Consider the following 18,231-nt stretch of genomic DNA (forward strand, 5'->3'; position numbering starts at 1 on the left):
AGAGAAATCTCTCAAACCGCTGGTTTTGTTTTCATGGTATCGATCAGCCGGGAGAGGGCCTCAATCTGCTGTTCTGTCAGCCCGTTGGTATGCAAAACCCGGTTCTCTGCCCGGTCCGGAAATACCAGTGCATCCACGGAGAAGTCCAGCAGTGCCATCATCTGAAAAAGGAGGGGGACAGATGGATTGCGGCGGCCGCCCTCTATATTGGCAAGATGCACCAGAGTAATATCCAAGAGTTCTGAAAGCTTTTCCTGTGTATACCCTTTTTCCATTCGTGCGGCACGAATGGTGTCTCCCAGCAGTCGATCTTTCATCGTCGATTCTTCACCTCAATTTATGATCTTAAAGATAATATTTCCCCTTGCAAATTTTCCAAAAGCATAATAATATTTAATCTAAAAGAATTATATTTGATTCTAAACCAATCAGAGAGGAGCAAATGATTGTGATAAAAGAAAAAGAATTGCAGGAATTCCGTCCACAAATCAGATATCAGGATGGGCAGGACATTACTCTACAGGCAATTCAGTCTCTGCTGCAAGGTGAAGCTCAGCAGGCAGGCATTCCTATCGCATTTCGTTTGGACCAGGTAAGAGGAGGCCTGTTTGGCGGGGCCGAAGATTGTCTGGTTCTGTACCATCCGGAACATCAAAAAGACTATTTTTCAGTGGCTGTCCGCATTAAACGTCAAGGGAATTATGCATTCGTCTCTGCCGAGAGTTTTGGTACCAGTAAGCTCATAAAAGCAGAGGCAGTCCGAAAACAGTTCAATGCTGCGGCAAAGGAGGGTATCCATTACCGGGGATATAATCCCCTGGAAAACGCTGCCGCAGGCGCGGCAATTGTGGGGGCGGGCATCGCAGGTGTCCGGCACCTCATCAAAGGGAAAAGTGACAAGGAAAAAATGGAGGCCGAACAACAGTGGTATACCATCATCTGCGATATGTTGGATACCGTTATCTCATAATTTGGTTCGCTCGTATGTCTATCCCCCGCATCATACGGAATCTTGGAAAAAGGAGAAATCAGCTATGCCGTCCAGTGACTACAACCGTTATCTTGCCGCTATTAAAGTAGCCAATGACTCCGGAAACAAGGATGCCCTACGCAAAATCCGAGATGCTCTGCTTGCAGAGTACGGCCCGCTAGACGATGACGTGGAATACCTGCTTCGCCAATTTCGCTATTATGTCTGAACACGCAAACAACCCCTGCTCTTTTTGAAAGCAGGGGTTGTTTGTATAATGTCATGTCAGTTCCGCAGCTCCAGGAGCTTCTGCTTAAGCTCTCCCTCGATGCGGCCAAGCTCGGCTTCGGCGTTTCGCCGCTTCTCCGCGCCCTGGCGCTGGATATCCATCACCTCATCCAGTGTGGCGATCAGCTGCTGATTGGTGTGCTGCAGGGTCTCCAGGTCCACCACGCTACGCTCGGCCTCACGGGCGGTTTCCACCGTTCCCATCTTGAGCAGGTCGGCATTTTTCTTCAAAAGCTCATTTGTCATCTCCGCCACCGCGCTCTGGGCTGCCGTGGCTTGCCGGCTGTGCTCCAGGCCCAGTGCCAGCACCATCTGGCTCTTCCACAGGGGAATTGTATTCACCAGGGAGGACTGGATCTTTTCCACCATCAGCGTGTCGTTATTCTGCAGCAGACGAGTCTGAGGACCCATTTGAATGGAAATAACCCTTGTCAGCTCCAGATCATGGAGTTTTTTCTCAAACCGCTCACACATCTGGCTGAGATCGTTGTATCGCTGGGCGTCCTCTTGTGCACCTGTAGACTCAGCGCGGGCTTTCAGGTCCGGCAGCTCACCGGTTCGGAGCTGTTCCAGCCGCCTCTTTCCCGCCAGAATGTACATGGTCAATTCTTTATAGTACTTCAGATTCAGCTCATACATCTGGTCCAGCATGGCGACGTCTTTCATCAGCGTCAACTGGTGCTGCTCCAGCTGGCGGGCAATCTGGTCCACATTGGCCTCGACCTTGGCATATTGTGCCTTCATTGCCTCCAGCCTGTTTCCAGCCTTTTTAAAGAGGCCCAGAATTCCCTTTTTCTCCTCCTCGTCTCCAAAGCCCCTCAACTCCACCACCAGCTGGGAGAGAGCTTGTCCCACCTCGCCCAGGTCCTTGGAGCGGATCGAGGAAAGCGCGGTCTCTGAAAATTCCGCCACATGCTTCTGGGCAGCGACGCCATATTGCAGCACCTGGCTGGAGTCCATCACGTCAATTTTGGCAGAGAACTCCTCCACCATCTTCCTCTCCGCCTCGGTCAGAAGGCTCTCATCCAGCTGCGCGGAAACCGTTTCTTCTTCCGCGGGCGAAGCCGATGTCGCTCCATGGAGAGTCAGGGCAGGCGTCTGCGGGCTTTGTGAATCCATGGTCGTCTCCTCCTCTATCTCAGCGCGTTGTCCGGGGCGTCTCCCGAGTCTTTCTTGCGGGGCCGGCGCATCATGCGGACACACCACAGCAGGGCAACCAATAGCCAGATCGCACCCACAGCCACATAGAACCAATCCACGCCGTCTCCCCAAAAGAATCCGCGGTACAGCCACAGCCCCGCGCAAACAGCATTGCAAAATACACAGGCGCCAATAATCACCCAGTTGGGCGAGTTCTTTTTCTGCATGATCGGTTTCTCCTTTTCCTGTTGCTATCTCCTATTATACGCCGCTTGGCAAAGGCGGTCAAGGGAATCTCCCATTCGCACCCATGGCTTCGTGAAAAAACCGGCCGGAGGCTGCCGCAAGCCTTCGACCGGTGGGGTATTCTATATTCTAAGCGCCAAACGTGCCTGTCACCGGGTCCATCCACAGGGCCAGTTTGACTGGCCGGAACGTACACCAGACAAAGCAAAATGCCACCGCCCATAGAATCAGCAGACCCAGAATCTGCTGCCAGGGTGCGGTTAGCTTGCCCCGCCGCAAGAGCCAGGCATCCAGCAAAAAGGCGCCCAGGTCTGCCAGAAAAAAAATTGCAATATCCACCCAGTTGATATTGCGTCCCAACACGCCGGTATATGTGTAGAAGAGCACAGGGATCAACACCAGTCCTGTCAGGATGCTTGCCGCCCGAGCCGCCAGAAAGTTCGGGTAGTTTCGTCCCATGATACACACCTGAAATACCGAAAAAACAAACATCGGGAAAAACAGCAGCTTCATATGCTCCCAGGTGGACTCATTGACCGCGGAAAAGGCCGCTGCCAGGGTATTCCCTCCGCTCCACTCGTAGAGAAAGTGCAGCAGCACTCCCAGAGCTCCGGTAAACAAGAAGCCTGCCAACTCCCAGAAAAACAGCCGTCTGCGCATCATGTGCCTCCTAATCTGCAAAGAACTGCGGCCAGAGGCCGCAGTTCCATTGTATGCAAATCTTAGAAGCTTATGCAAAAATCACCTGCACCAGCAGCATATATAGCGCCGTGCCGCCGGCGATGGAGAGCAGAACGTTTCCCTTCCACCTGTGGACAATCACCACCGCCGCGATGGCCAGCAGCTCCGGTGCGCCGTGAGGAGCGGAGAGCCAAGAGACTCCCTTCAGGCAGTAGACCACCAGCAGCCCCATGCAGGCTGGAGGCAGCACCCGGCTGAGGTACGCCACCACTGCCGGCGGCTCTTTATTCTCCGGGAACAGCCAGAACGGAAGCCAGCGGGTCAGCTGCGTCCCGGCTGCCAGCGCCAGAATCATCACCAGCGTCTCAAATCCTGTTAAATGCAATTTAGACGCCTCCCCCCCAGTAAAGCCGCCAAAATCAGCGCCATAGCTGGGATTACCAGGTTATCCGCCCCAAAGACGGCAAGGCTCACGGCAGCGCAGGCCATCCCGATCAGCCCGGCAGCGCGGTTCTCCCGCTTCTTCCACTGCTCCAGAAACAGCACAACAAACAGGGCCGTCAGAGCAAAGTCCATCCCCGTGGTATCAAAGGTCAGCAGCGATCCTAAAATCCCGCCCAGGAGGGACCCGCACACCCAGTAACTGTAATTCAGCAGGGAAATCCAGAAGTAAAAATCCCTCCGCTCCACATCCTTGGGCGGCTCCAGAGTGGAGACCAGCGAAAACGTCTCGTCTGTCAGAGCGAAGATCAAAAAGGGCCTCACCCGTCCCATGCCCTGGTACTTTTTCAAAAGAGACAGCCCGTAAAAAACGTGCCGGGCATTCACCATCACGGAGATCAAAAAGGCCTGCACCGGCGCAAAGGCTGCTGTCAGCAGCGTGACGGCCACATACTGAATACTGCCGCCAAACACCAGAATACTCATGAAAACTGCCCAAAGGGGCCCATATCCACTGGCAGACATCAGCAATCCGTAGGCCATCCCCAGGCAGAGGTATCCCGTTAAAACCGGCACCGTGGCGGGAAAGGCGGCCCGCAGCGCCGCGTTCTGCGGCCGACCCGGCTGTTTGATCTCTTCCACAGATTCCATAGTGATTCACTCCCGTCTTATGAACTGTACCAGAATACCCCCGGCGCAGGAGCTTTGTCAAGGCCCGGTGAAGGTTTTTCCTTCTGTAGTGCAGGAGGAAAAACCTTCACCACTGTCGAGAGAAATGGGCGGCCCCCCGGTTTCCCGGCGGCCGCCCGTTAAAAGGACCTTTGCGCTTCTTCCGCTCCTCTGCGTTTCCCTGGATCTTTGTTTGCGGCTGCTCAGAACCGCACCAATCAAAGCCGTGGCATACCGTCTTCGCTCACATCTTCTCCGGTGCGTCCACGCCGATAAGCCTCAGTCCGTTTCTCAGCACCACGCGGGTGTCGTCCGCCAGCTTCAGCCGGGCCGCCTGCACCGCGGCCTCCTCGCCTTTGATGCGGCAGGCGTTGTAGAAGCGGTGGAAGCACGCCGCCAGCTCCTGGAGGCAGCGGTTGATGTGGCTGGGGTCATAGTCTCGGGCAGCGAGTTTAATCTCCTCGCAGAACTGGGCCAGCTGCTTGATAAGGGCCGTCTCCGTCTCTCCCGCCAGCAGCGACATGTCCACGTCCGCCTGGGCCGGGACGTGGACCCCCTCCTCCCCCAGGGTCCGCAGCAGTGAGCAGATGCGGGCATGGGCGTACTCCACATAGTAGATAGGGTTCTCGCTGTCCTCCCGGACCGCAAGTCCCAGGTCGAACTCCATCTGGGTGTCCGGCTTGGCGTTAAAATACCAGCGGGCGGCGTCCACACTGACTTCATCCAAGAGATCCGAGAGGCTGATGGCCTTGCCGGTGCGCTTGGACATGCGGACGGCCTCCCCATCCCGCAGGAGCTTTACCAGCTGCATCAGCACAATATCCAGCCGCCCAGTGCCGTCCAGCCCCAGGGCGTCCAGCGCCCCCTTAAGGCGGGCAACATGCCCGTGGTGGTCCGCACCCCAGATGTTGATGACCCGGTCAAAGCCCCGGACGGCAAACTTGTTGCGGTGATAGGCAATGTCCGCCGCAAAATAGGTATAGAACCCGTTGGCCCGCCGCAGCACATCGTCCTTCAGGTCCAGCTTCTCCACGTCCGACGGTCTCTTTCCGGCCTTGAGCAGGTTCTCCCGCATGATGTCGGCGGTCCGGAGCCACAGCGCCCCGTCCTTTTCATAGGTCCACCCCCGCTCGGTGAGCAGATCCACCGTCTCAGCCACATACCCGCTCTCGTGAAGGCTGGACTCCAAAAACCAGTTATCGTATTCAATCTTATAGCGCCGGAGGTCCGTTTTCATCTTGGGCAGGTTCACGCTCAGGCCATACTGGGCCAGGGCTTCCTGCCGCTCCTGGGGATCGGCATGCAGGAGCTTGTCCCCGTTCTGATCGTAATAGGCCTGGGCCAGTTCCCGGATGTCCGCCCCCTGGTAGCCGTCCTCCGGAAAGGGCACAGCGTCCTCCCCCTGGATGATCTGGAGGTAGCGGGCCTCAATAGAGTGGGCGAACTTGTCGATCTGGTGGCCGGCGTCGTTCACATAGAACTCCCGCGTCACGTCCGCGCCGCAGGCGGCGAGGACGCTGGCCAGCGTGTCGCCCAGCACGCCGCCCCGGGCGTTGCCCATGTGCATGGGACCGGTGGGATTGGCAGAGACGAACTCCACCATGATCTTCTGTCCTTTGAGATGACCGGCGGTGCCGTAGGCGTCCCCCTCGCTCTCCACCGCTGTCATCACGCCCTGGTACCAGCTCTCGTTCAGGCGGAAGTTCAAAAAGCCGGGGCCGGCAATCTCCGCAGAGGCAAAGTAGCTCCCTGCCAGGTCCATGTGGTCCAGCAGGGCCTGGGCAATCTTTTGGGGCGGCTGGCGCAGCAGCTTACTGGCCGCCAGGGCAAAGGTGGTGGTGAAATCGCCGTTGGCGGTATCTTTGGGAATCTCCACCGGTGCGGTCTTGACCTCCGCCTGGGGCAGCGTGCCGTCCCGTACCGCGGCCTGATAGGCGCTCATGGCCAGCGCCGCGGCCTGGTCCTTCGCGTTTTGGATCATGTTGATCATATCATTTTCCTCTTTTGTTGAGATGTTTTCAGTTTTTTCTCCGGACACGGATTTTAAACCTGTTCCGGCCTGTCACCGTGTGCTCCACAGCAATGGAGTACTGGATTTCCATCACGCCGCCCCGCTCGCTGAGATTGTGCCGCAGACGTCCGGTCTGGATATCCACCGTCAGCTCTCCGAAGGGCGTCTCGTACAGGGAGGTGTGCTGGCGCCCTTCTTCAAACACCATCTGGGAGTTCACCTTCCCGGACCGGGTCAGAATCACCCGGGGCCCCCGTACCTCAAAGGTGGTGCTGGTCCCCGCCATGCCGGTCAGCTCCGTCTCCTGATAGTTCAGACGCATCCCAGACTCTGTAAGCTCCATGGTGCCCTCGGTCATCAGCTCGGTTGCGTCCGGGTCTACACCCTCAAAATACTGTTCCCCCCGGATGGACAGCAGCACCGGTACTTTCTCAATACTGGTCAATGTCAATCCTCCGTGCGGTGTGGCGCAGGTCCTCCTGCAAAAACACCGATGCGATCCGCTCAAAATCCTCCGGCCGGTCGCTGACATAGAACTCCGTCCCGCCCTGGCCGGCCGGGCCGGCCCAGAGGCCGCCGGATTTCAGCAGACGCTTGAGCTCATAGGCGGACTCCTCCCCCGCAGAGACCAGCGTCACCTTGGGCCCCAGAATTTCCGCAATGATGTCTACCAGCAGCGGATAATGGGTACAGCCCAGAATTAATGTGTCAATTCCAGTCTCCCGCAGAGGTTCCAGATATTCCCGGGCCACGGTTTCAATCACAATATCCCCGGGGCGGAAACGGCCGTTCTCCACCAGGGGTACAAACAGCGGGCAGGACTGGCGGAAAACCTCCACCTCCGGGTCCAGCCGCCGCAGCACCGTCTCATAGGCGCCGGAGCGGATCGAGGCCAGTGTGGCAATCACGCCGACCCGTTTCTTTTCACTCACAGCCAACGCCCGCCGGCAGGCTGGCTCCACTACCCCCACCATGGGCAAGTCGTTTTCCTCCTGGAGGGTACCTAGAGAGGTGGTGGATATGGTGCCGCAGGCAATGACAACGGCCTTAAGGTCAAAGGAACGGAGAAATCGCACGTCCTGCCGGGCATATTTCAAAATGGTCTCTCGCTCCCGCCCGCCATAGGGCACCCGGGCAGTATCACCAAAGTAAATAATTTGCTCCTCCGGCAGAATCTGCCGCAGCGATCGCACCGCAGTCAGACCGCCAAGTCCCGAATCGAATACGCCGATGGGCCGCGTGTCCATGGGCGCCACCTCCTTCTGCAGCTGCATTCAGGATTTTATATTATACTATGACTGCCCATCTGTTGACAAGACCTAAATCTTTTCGTTATCTGGAAAGCAACTGCGGGCAGTTCTCCGTCCAAGCGGTCAAATAGGCCCGCCGCTCAAAGGATATACATGCTTCGCAGACAGATTTTAGTGTTTTTTCCCTGTTTTTTAGGTGGAATTTTGCATAAGGGTCTGCTATAATTGGACTGCTAAATTGTCCGGGAGGTGTTTTCCCATGAAAATTGAACTGACAGAGCAACAGTATCGCTATCTGTTGGACCTGGTGTACATAGGAAACTGGGTCATCAATTCCACCCGGGAGGATGACCGGATCAAGGAGTACGACCAGGTGGAGAGTCTGGTTTTCTCCCACTGCCTGCAGCGCAGAATGCGGAGCCTGGTGGAGCTCTACCACGGCGAGCTGATTCCGTCCCGCGCCTTTGCCGACGGCGGCATTCACGAGGCCATCGAGCACTATGAGGATATTGTATTCTACGAGATTTTGGCTGAGGAGCTGGCTCTGCGGGATATGGACGGCGAGCCTCTGACCGGTGAGAATTATCGTGCACTGATGGAACGGATTGATACCTATCTGTCAGAATTTGATCGACATGGGACCGATCATGTCAACGTGGATTTAGAGGAGTAACGGTTTACAGGGCACGGCCCTGTGATTTGGGAAAAAGGAGTGTCAAAAGATGTCGGAGAAGTCTAAAGTTTATTTTGCGGATTTTCGCTGCCCCAGCTGGCGGGAGAATCTGCCCCAGAAGCTGGCCCGCCTGATGATGACTGCGGGCTTTGGCGATGTGGACATGGAGGGAAAGTACGTCGCCATTAAGATGCATTTTGGTGAGCCGGGGAACCTGGCGTATCTGCGCCCCAACTGGGCGCGGGTCGTGGTGGACCTGGTGAAGAGCCAAGGCGGCAAGCCCTTCCTCACGGACTGCAATACGCTCTATGTCGGCGGGCGCAAAAACGCGCTGGACCATCTGGAGTCCGCCTACATCAACGGCTTCACCCCCTACTCCACCGGCTGCCACCTCATCATCGCCGACGGGCTCAAGGGCAACGACGAGGTGGAGGTCCCTGTGGAGGGCGGCCAGTATGTCCGCTCCGCCAAGATTGGCCGGGCGGTGATGGACGCGGACGTGTTCATCTCCCTGACCCACTTCAAGGGCCACGAGATGACAGGCATGGGCGGGTGCCTCAAGAACATCGGCATGGGCTGCGGTTCCCGGGCAGGTAAGATGGAACAGCACAACGCCGGCAAGCCCTCCGTCAGCCAGGACGCGTGCGTTGGCTGCGGCAACTGCGCGAAGATCTGTGCCCACGGCGCGCCTCAAATCAAAGACGGCAAGTGCACCATCGACCATGACCGGTGCGTGGGCTGTGGCCGGTGTCTGGCCCTGTGCCCAACCGACGCCATCCATGCCGACAACGATGAGTCCCTGGACATTCTCAACTGCAAGATCGCAGAGTACACCAAGGCAGTGGTGGACGGCCGGCCCTGTTTCCATGTCTCGCTGGTGATGGATATCTCCCCCAACTGTGACTGTCACAGTGAGAACGACGCCCCCATTGCTCCCAACATCGGCATGTTCGCCTCCTTCGATCCCGTGGCTCTGGATCAGGCGTGTGCCGACGCGGTGGTGGCTCAGCCCGCCATGCCGGGCTCCCTCCTCTTTGACAAGGGATATGACTGTAGCTGCGGGGACCTGTTTCAGGCCGCCCACCCGGATACCCGCTGGCAGGTGTGTTTGGAGCATGCGGAAAAGCTGGGCCTGGGCAGTCGGGAATATGACCTGATCACCATTTAATCTTCAGCAAAAGAGCGGGCTTCCGTAGGAAGCCCGCTCTTTTTTCATACCCGCGCTCACGCGAATAGTGCGTTGAAAGCAGACACGATGTCGTCTGCGCCGTCCGCCGCCACCAGCATCACATAGTTTCCATTGGAGACAATGCGGGAGTTGTTCTTCCATCCCTCAATGCTGGCGGGATACCACGCTCCGCCGGGATTGGTCTCATCCCCCACCTGGTAGTCAATCCGGGCCTGGAAGATGTCCTTGACAGCCTGCACATCGTCAGCGGACTCCACCTCCACCAGGGCGATCTCGCCCACGCTGGCAGAGATTGCGGCGTAATATACCAAGCACTGGCGGGCGGCGATGTCCGCGAGGCCGGGGTAGTAGTTCTCCAGCGTCTCGCCCTCCACCGACATCATGGCGGGCAGCTGATCGCTGAACCGGCATAGAATTCCGCCAAATCCACCGCTGTGGTCTCCGGCTCTTCGGCGGGTTTTTCCACAGGCTTGGAATCTGGGGTTTCGGCCGGCTTCTCTGCGGGCGTCTCCGGCTTGGGTGCCGGCACACCGCCCTGGTTTCCGGAAGCCGGCTTGCTCTCTGTCTCCGTGGCCGCTCCCGCCTCTTCCGGCTTTAAAGGCTCCTCTGGGGGCACGTTTGAATCGTCTGCGGTATCGTCAGTATTTGCGGAAGCGTCCTCCATCTGCGTGTCATCTGTCTCCTCGACCTGATTTTCAACGGGGTCCTTGGTCTCTCCGTCACCTCCGCAGGCTGTGAGAGCCAGCAGCAGGGTCAGGGCCAGCAGCAGAGTCAGCAGGTTTCGATTACGTTGTGTCATGGTTCTCTGTCTCCTCTTTCTCCGGCGCATTGCGCCCTTAGTAGAACTTTAGACGAAACTCCCGCCAAAAAGTTCCCGCCTCTTCTCTTTCTCCGGCCACAAATCAGCGCGAGGCATGGGGCGTTCCCATGCCTCGCGCTGTGGTGGATCTTATCCCTGTATCAAAAGCTCCCTGTGGTCCAGGACCGCCTGAATGTCCGCGTCATTGTTGACCAGGTTATCCGCGGCCTTGGATTTTCTGGCAAGCGTGTTCTCCAGCTCAGCAAGCATCTCATCAGTGACCCCCCGATCCGGCTCCTCCGACCGGTCCAGGGTCTCCAGATATCTCTCACAGGCCTTCAGCAGCTTCTCATTCGGTGTTCCGGATGGAAAGCCGCAGAAGTAATAGGCATCCAGCTTGAATTTCTCATTGGAGACGATCTCCCTGATCTTGGAGATCACCTGATTCCGCTCTTCCTGTGTCCCCGCCATGACAGTAAACTCCCTTTCTTTCATTCAAGATGTCTCCGTCCGGAGATTCTGTGGAGTCTATGGTACCATTCCTGGAAAACCGTGTCAAGCCGGTATGTCATCTTCCGTAAAGTGCAATGCCGGTTCCTTCCTTTCAAATTTCCCCGTGATCCGTTTTTCCTGTCCGCAAAAGTTTCCCTGGCGGGTGATTCCTCTCGCAGAGGGAATGATTCCGTCCGATGTGCTCTGCGCACGTCGTACCGTTCATGCTGGCTGCGGAACTGCTAAAAAGCGGTGCGCAGGTTATCCCTGCGCACCATTCTCCTCCAGCCGTGCTACCAGCATCTGCATCTCCTGCTTGGAGTGAACCTGATGGCACTGCTCCAAAACAGCCTGCTTTTCCGCATCCGTCATTGCTTCAAACACATGCATCGCCGCCTCGTTCTGTGCCAGCGCCATGCCAAATCCCAGGGGTAGCTCCATCATTTTTCCTCCTGATCCATGAAATGGACAGTCTTTCCGTCCCTCAACCCAGGGTTCAGGGCTCCGGGTCCCCCACGGAGCCATCCCCCTTGAGTTTGTGGTACACCTTCATATCCGGGCCGCTGGTGCCTGGAATCACGGGCTTTGCCCGCTCCTTGCCCCGTTTGGCCTTCCCCTGCAGTTCCGGAACGGGGGGCACATCATTGCGGGGCTGCTGGTGCGTCCACTCCGGACGGGCCATTCCCTTTTTTGCCATTTGATCACCTCAGGAGTAGTCTGCCCTGTTTCTTTCCGCCTATACGGACAGCCCGCCGGAGGGCGGCGCATTTCCGCCGCATGCCGAGGCTGCGTCAGGCACTTCATGCTGCTCAGCAGGGTGGAGAGGTTATGTGGAAGCACCGAGGTGGACGGTGATAAGATCCTCAAAGTATCCAGAGCAATCAGCCCTCCATAGAAAGCTCATGAAAAAGCGGTAATTCTCGTTGGCACGCCGCACCATAACGCAGGCAAGCAGACGCAGCGTGACCAGCCCATGCAGGTCGTTTGCGGCAATGGGCTCAGCCGCCTCCCGGCAATGGCGGCGCCGTCGCTGACGGCGAGGCCCACGCTGGACTCTGTGGATCACCACGGCGTCCCCGGCTCTCACATAACCTTTCACGATATCGCGCTCTTATTTGGGGTTCCAGGCAAAAACCTCGCTATTGAGATGACTACGTACAAAACAGTATCAACGGCATCCTGAAACCAGGTAGCCGCTGTACAGGATTACAACGAAAAGCGGTCAGGAAGTCCAGCAACCTTCTGACCGCTTTTTCTACACCGCGAGGAATGGGAGCAAACCTTTCCTGTCCGCCGCGATGAGCCTCTCAAAACGCTCTGAACTTTCGTTCAGGGCGTCTTGGGAAGCGGCAGACATACCAGCAACTCAAACCGGCCGCTCCCGGCTTGGGCGTCCAGAGAGCCGCCGTACCGTTCCGCAATTTCCCGCATGCCGGCGATACCGAAGCCGTGAGCGCTCTTATCTGGCTTGGTGGTGGCAAGGTCCGGCCGGACCCCGCCGCGCATGGTATTCTCCACCCGGAGCATCAACAGCCCCTTATCCGCTCTACAGCGGACGGTAATCCGCCGCTCCTCTGCCTGGCAGACCGCCTCTATCGCATTGTCCAGGGCGTTACCCAGCAGGGCCGTTAAATCCATGTCCGCAACAGGCAGCTCCCGGGGCAGCGAGACCGCGATATCGGCCGCCACACCCTGCCGCTGCATCTGCTCCTCCTTGGCGGCCAGGACCACGTTGGCGGTCTCGTTGTCACAAAACCGCTTGGTTCCCCGCAGGGCCGGGGAACCGGCTATCTGGACCAGATAGCCCAGCGTCTCCGCCGTCTTCCCCTGCTCCAGAAGGCCCCGGATCACCGTCAGGTGGTTGCGCAGATCGTGGCGCAAGGTCCGCACCTGGGTCTCCTGTTGCCGCAGGCCCTGGTAATAAACCTCCCGCAGGGCTGCCAGGCGGTTTGACTGCTCCAGCCGCTCGTGCTCCGCCAGGATTAGGATCGCCAGCAGCAGTACCAGAGAAGTCAGCAGGGTGAAGGGCAGCACTACCACGCCCTGGCTCATGGCCACAGCGTCCACCTCCGCGGAGTCGTATTTCCGGAAGGTCAGCAGCACCACGGCGATCAGAGCGCACAGAGGCATAGCTGCCAGCCCCAGCACCAGCTTCCACAGCCGCCGGGAAAGCGTCGCCGGTTCCCGGGGCAGGCGGCGGCGCAGCAGCAGCCACAGCGCGCCGAATGTCAGGGGCCGGGCCAGCCGAGTCACCACATCGTACAGGTCGTAAAGGCCATAGTCGTTGAAAAACTGCACATAGGAGTCCAGAAAAGCACACACAGACATCTCCAGGCAGAAGAGGATGATGCACACCGCCAGCCGTCCCACCCAGTCGCCCCGCGTGGCAAGAAGAAACAGGGCAAAGTATACCGGCAGCGTATAGAGCAGGTTGGGATCTCCGATCCAGATCACCATGCCGCTGGCCCCCATCAGGTTCAGGAAGAGCAGAGCGTTCCAGACCCGCCCCTTCCGGGGTCTGACAAAGGGGGCGCAGAGCCTGTACAAAAAAAAGCCGCTGGTAGCTACGGACAGGAAATAGCCGCCATAGACCCAGAATAGCCAAAGCACGTGTCCCATTCCTCACCTCTCCAGTTCCACCCGGGTCAGGGCCAGCAGTGCCGCCTGCTGGCAGGAGCGGCTCACAGGAAGCCGGGCGCCGTCCCGCAGCACCACTTCGCTGCCCTCCACCCGGTCTACCGCCGCGGCCCGGACAAGATACCGCTGGTGGATGCGGACAAACGCCTCCCCCAATTCCGCCGCCACGGCATCCAGCTTGCCGTAAAAGGTATATTCCCGCCCCGGGGTGACGCACGTCACCTGCCTCCTGTCAGAGACAAAATAAGAAATACTGCCGAGAGGAATGCGGTAGTGGGTGTCACCGCTGCGGCAGATGTAGGCCCGGTCCAGGTCCCGGTACAGCGCCCCCTGGGCCCGGTCCAATACCTCCTCCAGCTGTTCTGCCCCCGGTGGCTTAAGCAGATACCCCAGGGCCCCCACACTGTAGCCGTCAAAGACGTGGTCGGCGTAGCCGGTGACAAACACCAGCTGAAGTCCCACATCCAGCGCCCGGAGGCGGCGGGCGGTCTCCATGCCGTCCAGCTCCCCCATCTCCATGTCCAAAAACACCAGGTCCAGCTCCCCGGCATGGCTCTCCAGCCAGCGGAGCAGCCCCTCGCCGGAGGAAAACTCGAAAAACCGTCCCTCCACATGCCGGCGCTCCAAAATCCGCTCCAGAGCGGACCGGAGCACCAGCCGGGCGTCATAGACGTCGTCACAGATGCCAATGCGCAGCATCCCATCACCTCTTCCAGAGAACTTCCCGCCGGGATGTCACAAACAGGCGGGCTTTCCCGAAAACGGGAAAAAACGGCAGGCCGCTTCGCGGCTATTATGCCGCAGGTGCAAAGCACCGTTGTGGCATATGCATTTTAATCCAAGATACCATGGCCGTTTCGCGGCTATTGTACCACACTTTCTCCCAGCCGCCAAACCAAACTTGACAGAAATTCCGCCGTTTATGACATGCCGCTCCCCGCCGATACCAAACTTGACACCTCCGCCGCCGCAAATGACAGCCCCGTTTGCGGCGGTGGTTATTTCGCGGTACGCTAGTCTCAACAAGGAGGGAAACAACCATGATGCAGCAACTGACCATCACCCGCTCCCGCGTGTGGAGCGCACTCGCCACCCCGCCCGCCATCCCGGCGTCCGGTCCCCGGCTCAAAACCAACCTGAATACCGACCTTTTGAAGCTCATCGCCATCACCGCTATGCTGATCGACCACATCGGCGGTGCCTTCTTTCCAGATGTGGGGTTCTTCCGCTGGATTGGGCGGCTGGCATTCCCCATCTTCTGCTACTGTTTGACGGTGGGCTTGCTCTATACCCGGGACGTGAGAAAGTACCTGCTGCGGCTGGGCGTCTTTGCCCTGGTGAGCCAGCCGTTCTATGTGCTGGCCTTCCACCCGGCGGAGGAATTCTTCCGCCAGTTCACCAACTGGAACATCTTCTTCACGCTGTTTTTGAGCCTGTTGGCCCTATACGGCGTCAAGGAGCGGAAGTGGTGGCTGTTCGCCCTGGCGTTCTTCACCGTCAGCTGGTGGAACTTTGACTACTCCGGCACCGGCATTCAGCTGATGTTGATCTTTTACCTCTGCCGGAACCATCCCGGTATCGGGGCCGCGCTCTATACCCTGAGCTATCTCCCGGCACTCTGGAACGGCTGGGCGGAGGACCCCCTGTGCCTGACGCTGGGCGGATGGACGGTGGACTGGTCCTTCTTCGCAATTCTGGCCGCTCCGCTGATTTTTTTGCCCCTGCGGTCCCGGCTGAGAATCAACAAGTGGTTCTTCTACGCCTTCTACCCCGTCCATCTCGCGGTCATCGCACTCATTCAAAATATCCTGTAATCCAAGAAAGGAAGAGAACACGATGCTGACTGTCAAAGACCTGCACAAATCCTATCAGGTGGGTAAGACCACCTACGAGGTGCTCAAGGGCGTAAGCCTCTCGGTGGAGACCGGGGAGTTCGTGGCCGTGATGGGACCCTCCGGTTCCGGCAAGACCACCCTCTTAAACTGCATCTCCTGCTACATTCCAGCCGACAGCGGCCAGATCACCCTGGGTACGGAGGAGCTGGCCCGCCTGGACGAGGACGCCCTGGCCGCTGTCCGCAACCGGAAGCTGGGCTTTGTTTTCCAGGATTTCCTGCTCCTGGACGGCCTGACGGTCCGGGAGAACATCCTTCTGCCCGCCATCATCTCCGGCGCTGTCGGCCACCTGACGGAGGCTCGGGCGGACCAGCTGTGCGATGTGTTCGGCATCTCCGCCATCCGGAACAAGTACCCGGCGGAGATTTCCGGCGGCGAAAAGCAGCGCACTGCCGTTGCCCGGGCCCTCATCAACCACCCCCTGGTGATCCTGGCCGACGAGCCCACCGGCAACCTGGACTCCAAGTCCAGCCGTGCCGTCATCCGCTCCTTCCAGCAGGCCCGGGACGCTCTGGAGGCCACCATCTTCATGGTAACTCACGACTCCTACGCCGCCTCTTTCTGCGACCGGGTCATCATCCTTCGGGACGGCGTGGTGTGGCGGACCCTGGAAAAGGGCGCCACGGACCGCTCCGCCTTTCAGGACCAGCTCCTGGACGCCATCCGGGACATGAGCAGGGAGTGAGCGTATGAAAACATTTTCTCAGGTCTATGCCCGCCTGCGGCGGAAAAACCGGGGACAGTACGCGCTTCTCGCGCTCTGCTGCTTCTTCTCCGTGCTGCTGATCACCGCCTATGTATGCATGATGCGCTCGCCCACCATTCTCTCCGTCTTGCCGGAGGGAGGCGACAGCCGCAAGCAGGTGATGATGGTTTTTGTGCTGGCGGTGATTGGCTGCGGCGTGTTCACCACCTATGCCGCCGGCCTCTTCTTCCGGCAGAAATCTCGGGAGACCGGTGTGTTTTTGGCCCTGGGTGCCTCCCGCCGGCAACTGAGAAGCGAGATGGGAAAGGAGCTAGCGGTGCTCTCCCTGGGTTCCTGCGCCGCAGGCGCGGTGCTGGGCGGTCCTCTGGCCTGGGCCGTGTGGCAGCTGTTTCGGCTGTTTCTGGTGGACTCTCAGGAGATGTCTCTCTCCTTTGACCCCCGGTCCTATCTGCTGGCCTTGGCCTTTGCCGGATATGTGGTGGCGGTGCTGTTCCTGCTGGGCGGACGGTCCATCCGCCGCACGAACATCATCGATATTGTCCAGGAGTCCCATAAGTCCGAGCCCATCCGGGAGGTCAAACGGTGGTATGGTCCCGCAGGCGTCGCCCTGTTGGTGATTGGCGGCGCGGGCGGGTATCTCATGCCCTCGTTCTTTGTCAACGTACTTCACTGGTACCCGCCCGCCGTGGTGGACGCCGTCTTCTATCTCCCGGCCCTGGCGGGGATGTACATGATTCTCCTGCACACGGTTGTGAATGGCTGGAGAAAGGGCCGCAGATACCGGGACATCATCGCAACGTCCATGATGAAGTTTCAGGGCCGTCAGACCGTACGGAATATGCTGGTAATGACGCTGCTGATCGCCGGCGCCTACTTCGCCAGCTTCTACGCTCCCATGCTGAACACCAGTTCCACCTACAGCTTTGGCAGCCGCCCGGTAGACTTTGAATATCACTGGCGGAATGATCAGCCCCTTCCTCAGCGGGAGGAGGTGGAGGCCCTGGCAGCGGAGCAGGGCGTGGAAATCACCTCCTGGACCCAGCGAGAAGCCGCCTATCTCGCCAGCGACGGCTATGAGTCCGTCGAGCACGACAATGGTGCCCTGGGCACCACCTACACCACGGAGTACCGGGAGATTCAAGGCGGCGCCGTCTTCTTCTCCGAGAGTGCCTGGAACGCCCTCACTGGGCAGAGCGTGGATCTGGCTCCCGGCACCTGCGCCAACGTGCTGGATGACGAGGGAGGCAGCGACTATCTCTCCGGCGGCGACGTGACGCTCATCACCAACATGGTTACACATAAGGCGCTGCGGGTGATCCCGGCGGAACCGCTGTGCTTCACCATGCTGCTGGGCAGCTATGTGCTGGACGACGCCGACTACGCCGCTATCACGGAGGGCCTCACAGACCTCTGGCGGGAGACGTATGTATTCTTCAACGCGCCGGAGGCGGGCTATTCCTTTGCCCGTGCCCTCTTTGACGAAATTGTGGACCGCTCCGGCGTCGAGGTGCTGCAGATGGACGCCTATGACCTGGTGCGGGATACGCTGGCGGAGGAGGCCGGGGAGCCCTATCCCTATAACCGGGAAAATATTGCTGCCCATGGCTTCCCCGTCATAGAGCGGGAGGACCGAGACTCCTCGGATTTCCGCAACTACTGGCTCTACATGCCCCAGTTCCGGATTCTGGACCAGAACGACTTCGTCACCACGATGGCGGTCTTTTTGATGCTCTTCATCTTCATCGCCCTCATCTGCTTCGCGGCGGTGGTCGTTATCGCCTATACCCGCTGTTTCACCATCGCCCTCACCAACCGCCGCGTCTACGACGACCTGCGGCACCTGGGCGCGCCGAATGCCTATCTCTTCCGCTCCGTAAGGGGGCAGATGGGTAAGGTGTTCCTGGTGCCGGCCATCGTGGGCACCGGACTGATCTCCGCCTTCTATACCATGATCATGTACTTCAATGATAACCGCTTCACCCCCGGCGAGTCTGCCGGCATGGCTGTCTGCGCCGCCGTGATCGCTGCTGTCTCCCTGGTGCTCTATGGCGTCTACCGCTTCACCCGGCGCCGGGTCTGCCAGGCCCTGCGGATCACCACCCCCCGGCGCATGGCCGGTGGGAAGCGTCTGTGACACGGACAGA

At 58.8% G+C, this 18,231-nt stretch carries 24 protein-coding genes; 7 read left to right on the forward strand and 17 right to left on the reverse strand.

The annotated features are described in order from the left end of the window. Window positions 1–11: 11 nt before the first annotated feature. Window positions 12–317 carry a helix-turn-helix transcriptional regulator gene (locus tag KJS55_RS06130; RefSeq protein WP_187027899.1) on the reverse strand — a complete coding sequence of 102 codons (306 nt, stop codon included), beginning with the start codon at window positions 315–317 and terminating at the stop codon, window positions 12–14. Window positions 318–448: 131 nt separating this feature from the next. On the opposite strand from KJS55_RS06130, the gene KJS55_RS06135 reads away from it, so the two are divergent. Both KJS55_RS06135 and KJS55_RS06140 read left to right on the forward strand, forming a co-directional pair. Continuing rightward, window positions 449–970: a hypothetical protein gene (locus tag KJS55_RS06135; RefSeq protein ID WP_187027898.1), complete on the forward strand. Its 522-nt coding sequence runs from the start codon at window positions 449–451 to the stop codon at window positions 968–970. A gap of 64 nt (window positions 971–1,034) precedes the next feature. Then, a complete protein-coding gene (locus KJS55_RS06140) occupies window positions 1,035–1,199 on the forward strand; it encodes a hypothetical protein (RefSeq protein ID WP_187027897.1) in 165 nt (54 codons plus the stop codon). Between the two features lie 56 nt (window positions 1,200–1,255). Here KJS55_RS06140 and KJS55_RS06145 read toward each other — a convergent pair whose 3' ends face one another. The 8 genes from KJS55_RS06145 to murI form a co-directional block, all read right to left on the reverse strand. Then, window positions 1,256–2,377: a toxic anion resistance protein gene (locus KJS55_RS06145; protein ID WP_213542927.1), complete on the reverse strand. Its 1,122-nt coding sequence runs from the start codon at window positions 2,375–2,377 to the stop codon at window positions 1,256–1,258. A gap of 14 nt (window positions 2,378–2,391) precedes the next feature. Next, window positions 2,392–2,625, reverse strand: coding sequence for a hypothetical protein (locus tag KJS55_RS06150; RefSeq protein ID WP_187027895.1), 234 nt, complete (start codon window positions 2,623–2,625; stop codon window positions 2,392–2,394). 148 nt (window positions 2,626–2,773) lie between these two features. Then, entirely contained in the window at window positions 2,774–3,307 is a 534-nt protein-coding gene (locus KJS55_RS06155) for a DUF6512 family protein (protein ID WP_228300474.1), read from the reverse strand. 67 nt (window positions 3,308–3,374) lie between these two features. Next, on the reverse strand, window positions 3,375–3,710 hold the full coding sequence (locus tag KJS55_RS06160) for a branched-chain amino acid transporter permease (RefSeq protein WP_283093706.1): 336 nt from the start codon (window positions 3,708–3,710) through the stop codon (window positions 3,375–3,377). Beyond that, window positions 3,701–4,417 (reverse strand): AzlC family ABC transporter permease, encoded by a 717-nt coding sequence (locus KJS55_RS06165; RefSeq protein WP_187027893.1) that lies wholly within the window; start codon window positions 4,415–4,417, stop codon window positions 3,701–3,703. Before KJS55_RS06165 ends, KJS55_RS06160 begins: the two co-directional genes overlap by 10 nt. A gap of 262 nt (window positions 4,418–4,679) precedes the next feature. Next, a complete protein-coding gene (argS, locus tag KJS55_RS06170; protein ID WP_213542928.1) occupies window positions 4,680–6,425 on the reverse strand; it encodes an arginine--tRNA ligase in 1,746 nt (581 codons plus the stop codon). 28 nt (window positions 6,426–6,453) lie between these two features. Continuing rightward, window positions 6,454–6,891 (reverse strand): YwiB family protein, encoded by a 438-nt coding sequence (locus KJS55_RS06175; protein WP_228300475.1) that lies wholly within the window; start codon window positions 6,889–6,891, stop codon window positions 6,454–6,456. Beyond that, on the reverse strand, window positions 6,878–7,693 hold the full coding sequence (gene murI / locus KJS55_RS06180) for a glutamate racemase (RefSeq protein ID WP_187027890.1): 816 nt from the start codon (window positions 7,691–7,693) through the stop codon (window positions 6,878–6,880). The genes KJS55_RS06175 and murI overlap by 14 nt, the downstream gene beginning before the upstream one ends. A gap of 262 nt (window positions 7,694–7,955) precedes the next feature. Between murI and KJS55_RS06185 the strand changes: the two genes are divergently transcribed. Both KJS55_RS06185 and KJS55_RS06190 read left to right on the forward strand, forming a co-directional pair. Beyond that, window positions 7,956–8,369, forward strand: a complete 414-nt coding sequence (locus tag KJS55_RS06185; RefSeq protein ID WP_187027889.1) for a hypothetical protein — start codon at window positions 7,956–7,958, stop codon at window positions 8,367–8,369. A gap of 49 nt (window positions 8,370–8,418) precedes the next feature. Further along, a complete protein-coding gene (locus KJS55_RS06190; RefSeq protein ID WP_213542929.1) occupies window positions 8,419–9,537 on the forward strand; it encodes a DUF362 domain-containing protein in 1,119 nt (372 codons plus the stop codon). Window positions 9,538–9,593: 56 nt separating this feature from the next. On the opposite strand, the gene KJS55_RS06195 is transcribed toward KJS55_RS06190, so the two are convergent. From KJS55_RS06195 to KJS55_RS06230, 8 genes are all read right to left on the reverse strand, one after another. Next, complete coding sequence (locus KJS55_RS06195; RefSeq protein ID WP_213542930.1) at window positions 9,594–9,941, reverse strand: DUF4358 domain-containing protein; 348 nt, start codon at window positions 9,939–9,941, stop codon at window positions 9,594–9,596. Then, on the reverse strand, window positions 9,938–10,357 hold the full coding sequence (locus tag KJS55_RS06200; protein ID WP_213543706.1) for a hypothetical protein: 420 nt from the start codon (window positions 10,355–10,357) through the stop codon (window positions 9,938–9,940). Before KJS55_RS06200 ends, KJS55_RS06195 begins: the two co-directional genes overlap by 4 nt. Before the next feature lie 150 nt (window positions 10,358–10,507). Next, window positions 10,508–10,852: a hypothetical protein gene (locus KJS55_RS06205; protein ID WP_187027886.1), complete on the reverse strand. Its 345-nt coding sequence runs from the start codon at window positions 10,850–10,852 to the stop codon at window positions 10,508–10,510. 258 nt (window positions 10,853–11,110) lie between these two features. Continuing rightward, the gene (locus KJS55_RS06210; protein WP_187027885.1) at window positions 11,111–11,293 is read right to left on the reverse strand and encodes a hypothetical protein; all 183 of its coding nucleotides are present in this window, start codon (window positions 11,291–11,293) and stop codon (window positions 11,111–11,113) included. A gap of 52 nt (window positions 11,294–11,345) precedes the next feature. Beyond that, window positions 11,346–11,546: a hypothetical protein gene (locus tag KJS55_RS06215; protein ID WP_187027884.1), complete on the reverse strand. Its 201-nt coding sequence runs from the start codon at window positions 11,544–11,546 to the stop codon at window positions 11,346–11,348. A 129-nt stretch (window positions 11,547–11,675) separates the two neighbouring features. Continuing rightward, window positions 11,676–11,948, reverse strand: coding sequence for a hypothetical protein (locus KJS55_RS06220; RefSeq protein WP_213542931.1), 273 nt, complete (start codon window positions 11,946–11,948; stop codon window positions 11,676–11,678). 230 nt (window positions 11,949–12,178) lie between these two features. After that, window positions 12,179–13,468: a sensor histidine kinase gene (locus KJS55_RS06225; RefSeq protein WP_213542932.1), complete on the reverse strand. Its 1,290-nt coding sequence runs from the start codon at window positions 13,466–13,468 to the stop codon at window positions 12,179–12,181. A gap of 3 nt (window positions 13,469–13,471) precedes the next feature. Then, complete coding sequence (locus tag KJS55_RS06230) at window positions 13,472–14,185, reverse strand: LytR/AlgR family response regulator transcription factor (RefSeq protein ID WP_187027881.1); 714 nt, start codon at window positions 14,183–14,185, stop codon at window positions 13,472–13,474. Window positions 14,186–14,526: 341 nt separating this feature from the next. Between KJS55_RS06230 and KJS55_RS06235 the strand changes: the two genes are divergently transcribed. From KJS55_RS06235 to KJS55_RS06245, 3 genes are read left to right on the forward strand one after another with little or no spacing between them, the layout of a single operon-like run. Continuing rightward, entirely contained in the window at window positions 14,527–15,300 is a 774-nt protein-coding gene (locus KJS55_RS06235) for a TraX family protein (RefSeq protein ID WP_228300476.1), read from the forward strand. 22 nt (window positions 15,301–15,322) lie between these two features. Then, window positions 15,323–16,066 (forward strand): ABC transporter ATP-binding protein, encoded by a 744-nt coding sequence (locus tag KJS55_RS06240; RefSeq protein ID WP_187027880.1) that lies wholly within the window; start codon window positions 15,323–15,325, stop codon window positions 16,064–16,066. 4 nt (window positions 16,067–16,070) lie between these two features. After that, complete coding sequence (locus KJS55_RS06245) at window positions 16,071–18,221, forward strand: ABC transporter permease (protein WP_213542933.1); 2,151 nt, start codon at window positions 16,071–16,073, stop codon at window positions 18,219–18,221. Window positions 18,222–18,231: the final 10 nt, after the last annotated feature.

Source organism: Pusillibacter faecalis, from assembly GCF_018408705.1.
GTDB lineage: Bacteria > Bacillota > Clostridia > Oscillospirales > Oscillospiraceae > Oscillibacter > Oscillibacter faecalis.

Excerpts from the sequence above, each read along its gene's own strand:
- KJS55_RS06150 (WP_187027895.1), bottom strand. The coding sequence starts at position 2,625 with ATGCAGAAAAAGAACTCGCCCAACTGGGTGATTATTGGCGCCTGTGTA.
- argS (WP_213542928.1), bottom strand. The coding sequence starts at position 6,425 with ATGATCAACATGATCCAAAACGCGAAGGACCAGGCCGCGGCGCTGGCC.
- KJS55_RS06185 (WP_187027889.1), top strand. The coding sequence starts at position 7,956 with ATGAAAATTGAACTGACAGAGCAACAGTATCGCTATCTGTTGGACCTG.
- KJS55_RS06210 (WP_187027885.1), bottom strand. The coding sequence starts at position 11,293 with ATGATGGAGCTACCCCTGGGATTTGGCATGGCGCTGGCACAGAACGAG.
- KJS55_RS06215 (WP_187027884.1), bottom strand. The coding sequence starts at position 11,546 with ATGGCAAAAAAGGGAATGGCCCGTCCGGAGTGGACGCACCAGCAGCCC.
- KJS55_RS06155 (WP_228300474.1), bottom strand. The coding sequence starts at position 3,307 with ATGATGCGCAGACGGCTGTTTTTCTGGGAGTTGGCAGGCTTCTTGTTT.
- KJS55_RS06240 (WP_187027880.1), top strand. The coding sequence starts at position 15,323 with ATGCTGACTGTCAAAGACCTGCACAAATCCTATCAGGTGGGTAAGACC.
- KJS55_RS06140 (WP_187027897.1), top strand. The coding sequence starts at position 1,035 with ATGCCGTCCAGTGACTACAACCGTTATCTTGCCGCTATTAAAGTAGCC.
- KJS55_RS06195 (WP_213542930.1), bottom strand. The coding sequence starts at position 9,941 with ATGATGTCGGTGGAGGGCGAGACGCTGGAGAACTACTACCCCGGCCTC.
- KJS55_RS06205 (WP_187027886.1), bottom strand. The coding sequence starts at position 10,852 with ATGAAAGAAAGGGAGTTTACTGTCATGGCGGGGACACAGGAAGAGCGG.
- KJS55_RS06130 (WP_187027899.1), bottom strand. The coding sequence starts at position 317 with ATGAAAGATCGACTGCTGGGAGACACCATTCGTGCCGCACGAATGGAA.
- KJS55_RS06225 (WP_213542932.1), bottom strand. The coding sequence starts at position 13,468 with ATGGGACACGTGCTTTGGCTATTCTGGGTCTATGGCGGCTATTTCCTG.
- KJS55_RS06165 (WP_187027893.1), bottom strand. The coding sequence starts at position 4,417 with ATGGAATCTGTGGAAGAGATCAAACAGCCGGGTCGGCCGCAGAACGCG.
- KJS55_RS06245 (WP_213542933.1), top strand. The coding sequence starts at position 16,071 with ATGAAAACATTTTCTCAGGTCTATGCCCGCCTGCGGCGGAAAAACCGG.
- KJS55_RS06145 (WP_213542927.1), bottom strand. The coding sequence starts at position 2,377 with ATGGATTCACAAAGCCCGCAGACGCCTGCCCTGACTCTCCATGGAGCG.
- KJS55_RS06200 (WP_213543706.1), bottom strand. The coding sequence starts at position 10,357 with ATGACACAACGTAATCGAAACCTGCTGACTCTGCTGCTGGCCCTGACC.
- murI (WP_187027890.1), bottom strand. The coding sequence starts at position 7,693 with ATGGACACGCGGCCCATCGGCGTATTCGATTCGGGACTTGGCGGTCTG.
- KJS55_RS06190 (WP_213542929.1), top strand. The coding sequence starts at position 8,419 with ATGTCGGAGAAGTCTAAAGTTTATTTTGCGGATTTTCGCTGCCCCAGC.
- KJS55_RS06235 (WP_228300476.1), top strand. The coding sequence starts at position 14,527 with ATGATGCAGCAACTGACCATCACCCGCTCCCGCGTGTGGAGCGCACTC.
- KJS55_RS06230 (WP_187027881.1), bottom strand. The coding sequence starts at position 14,185 with ATGCTGCGCATTGGCATCTGTGACGACGTCTATGACGCCCGGCTGGTG.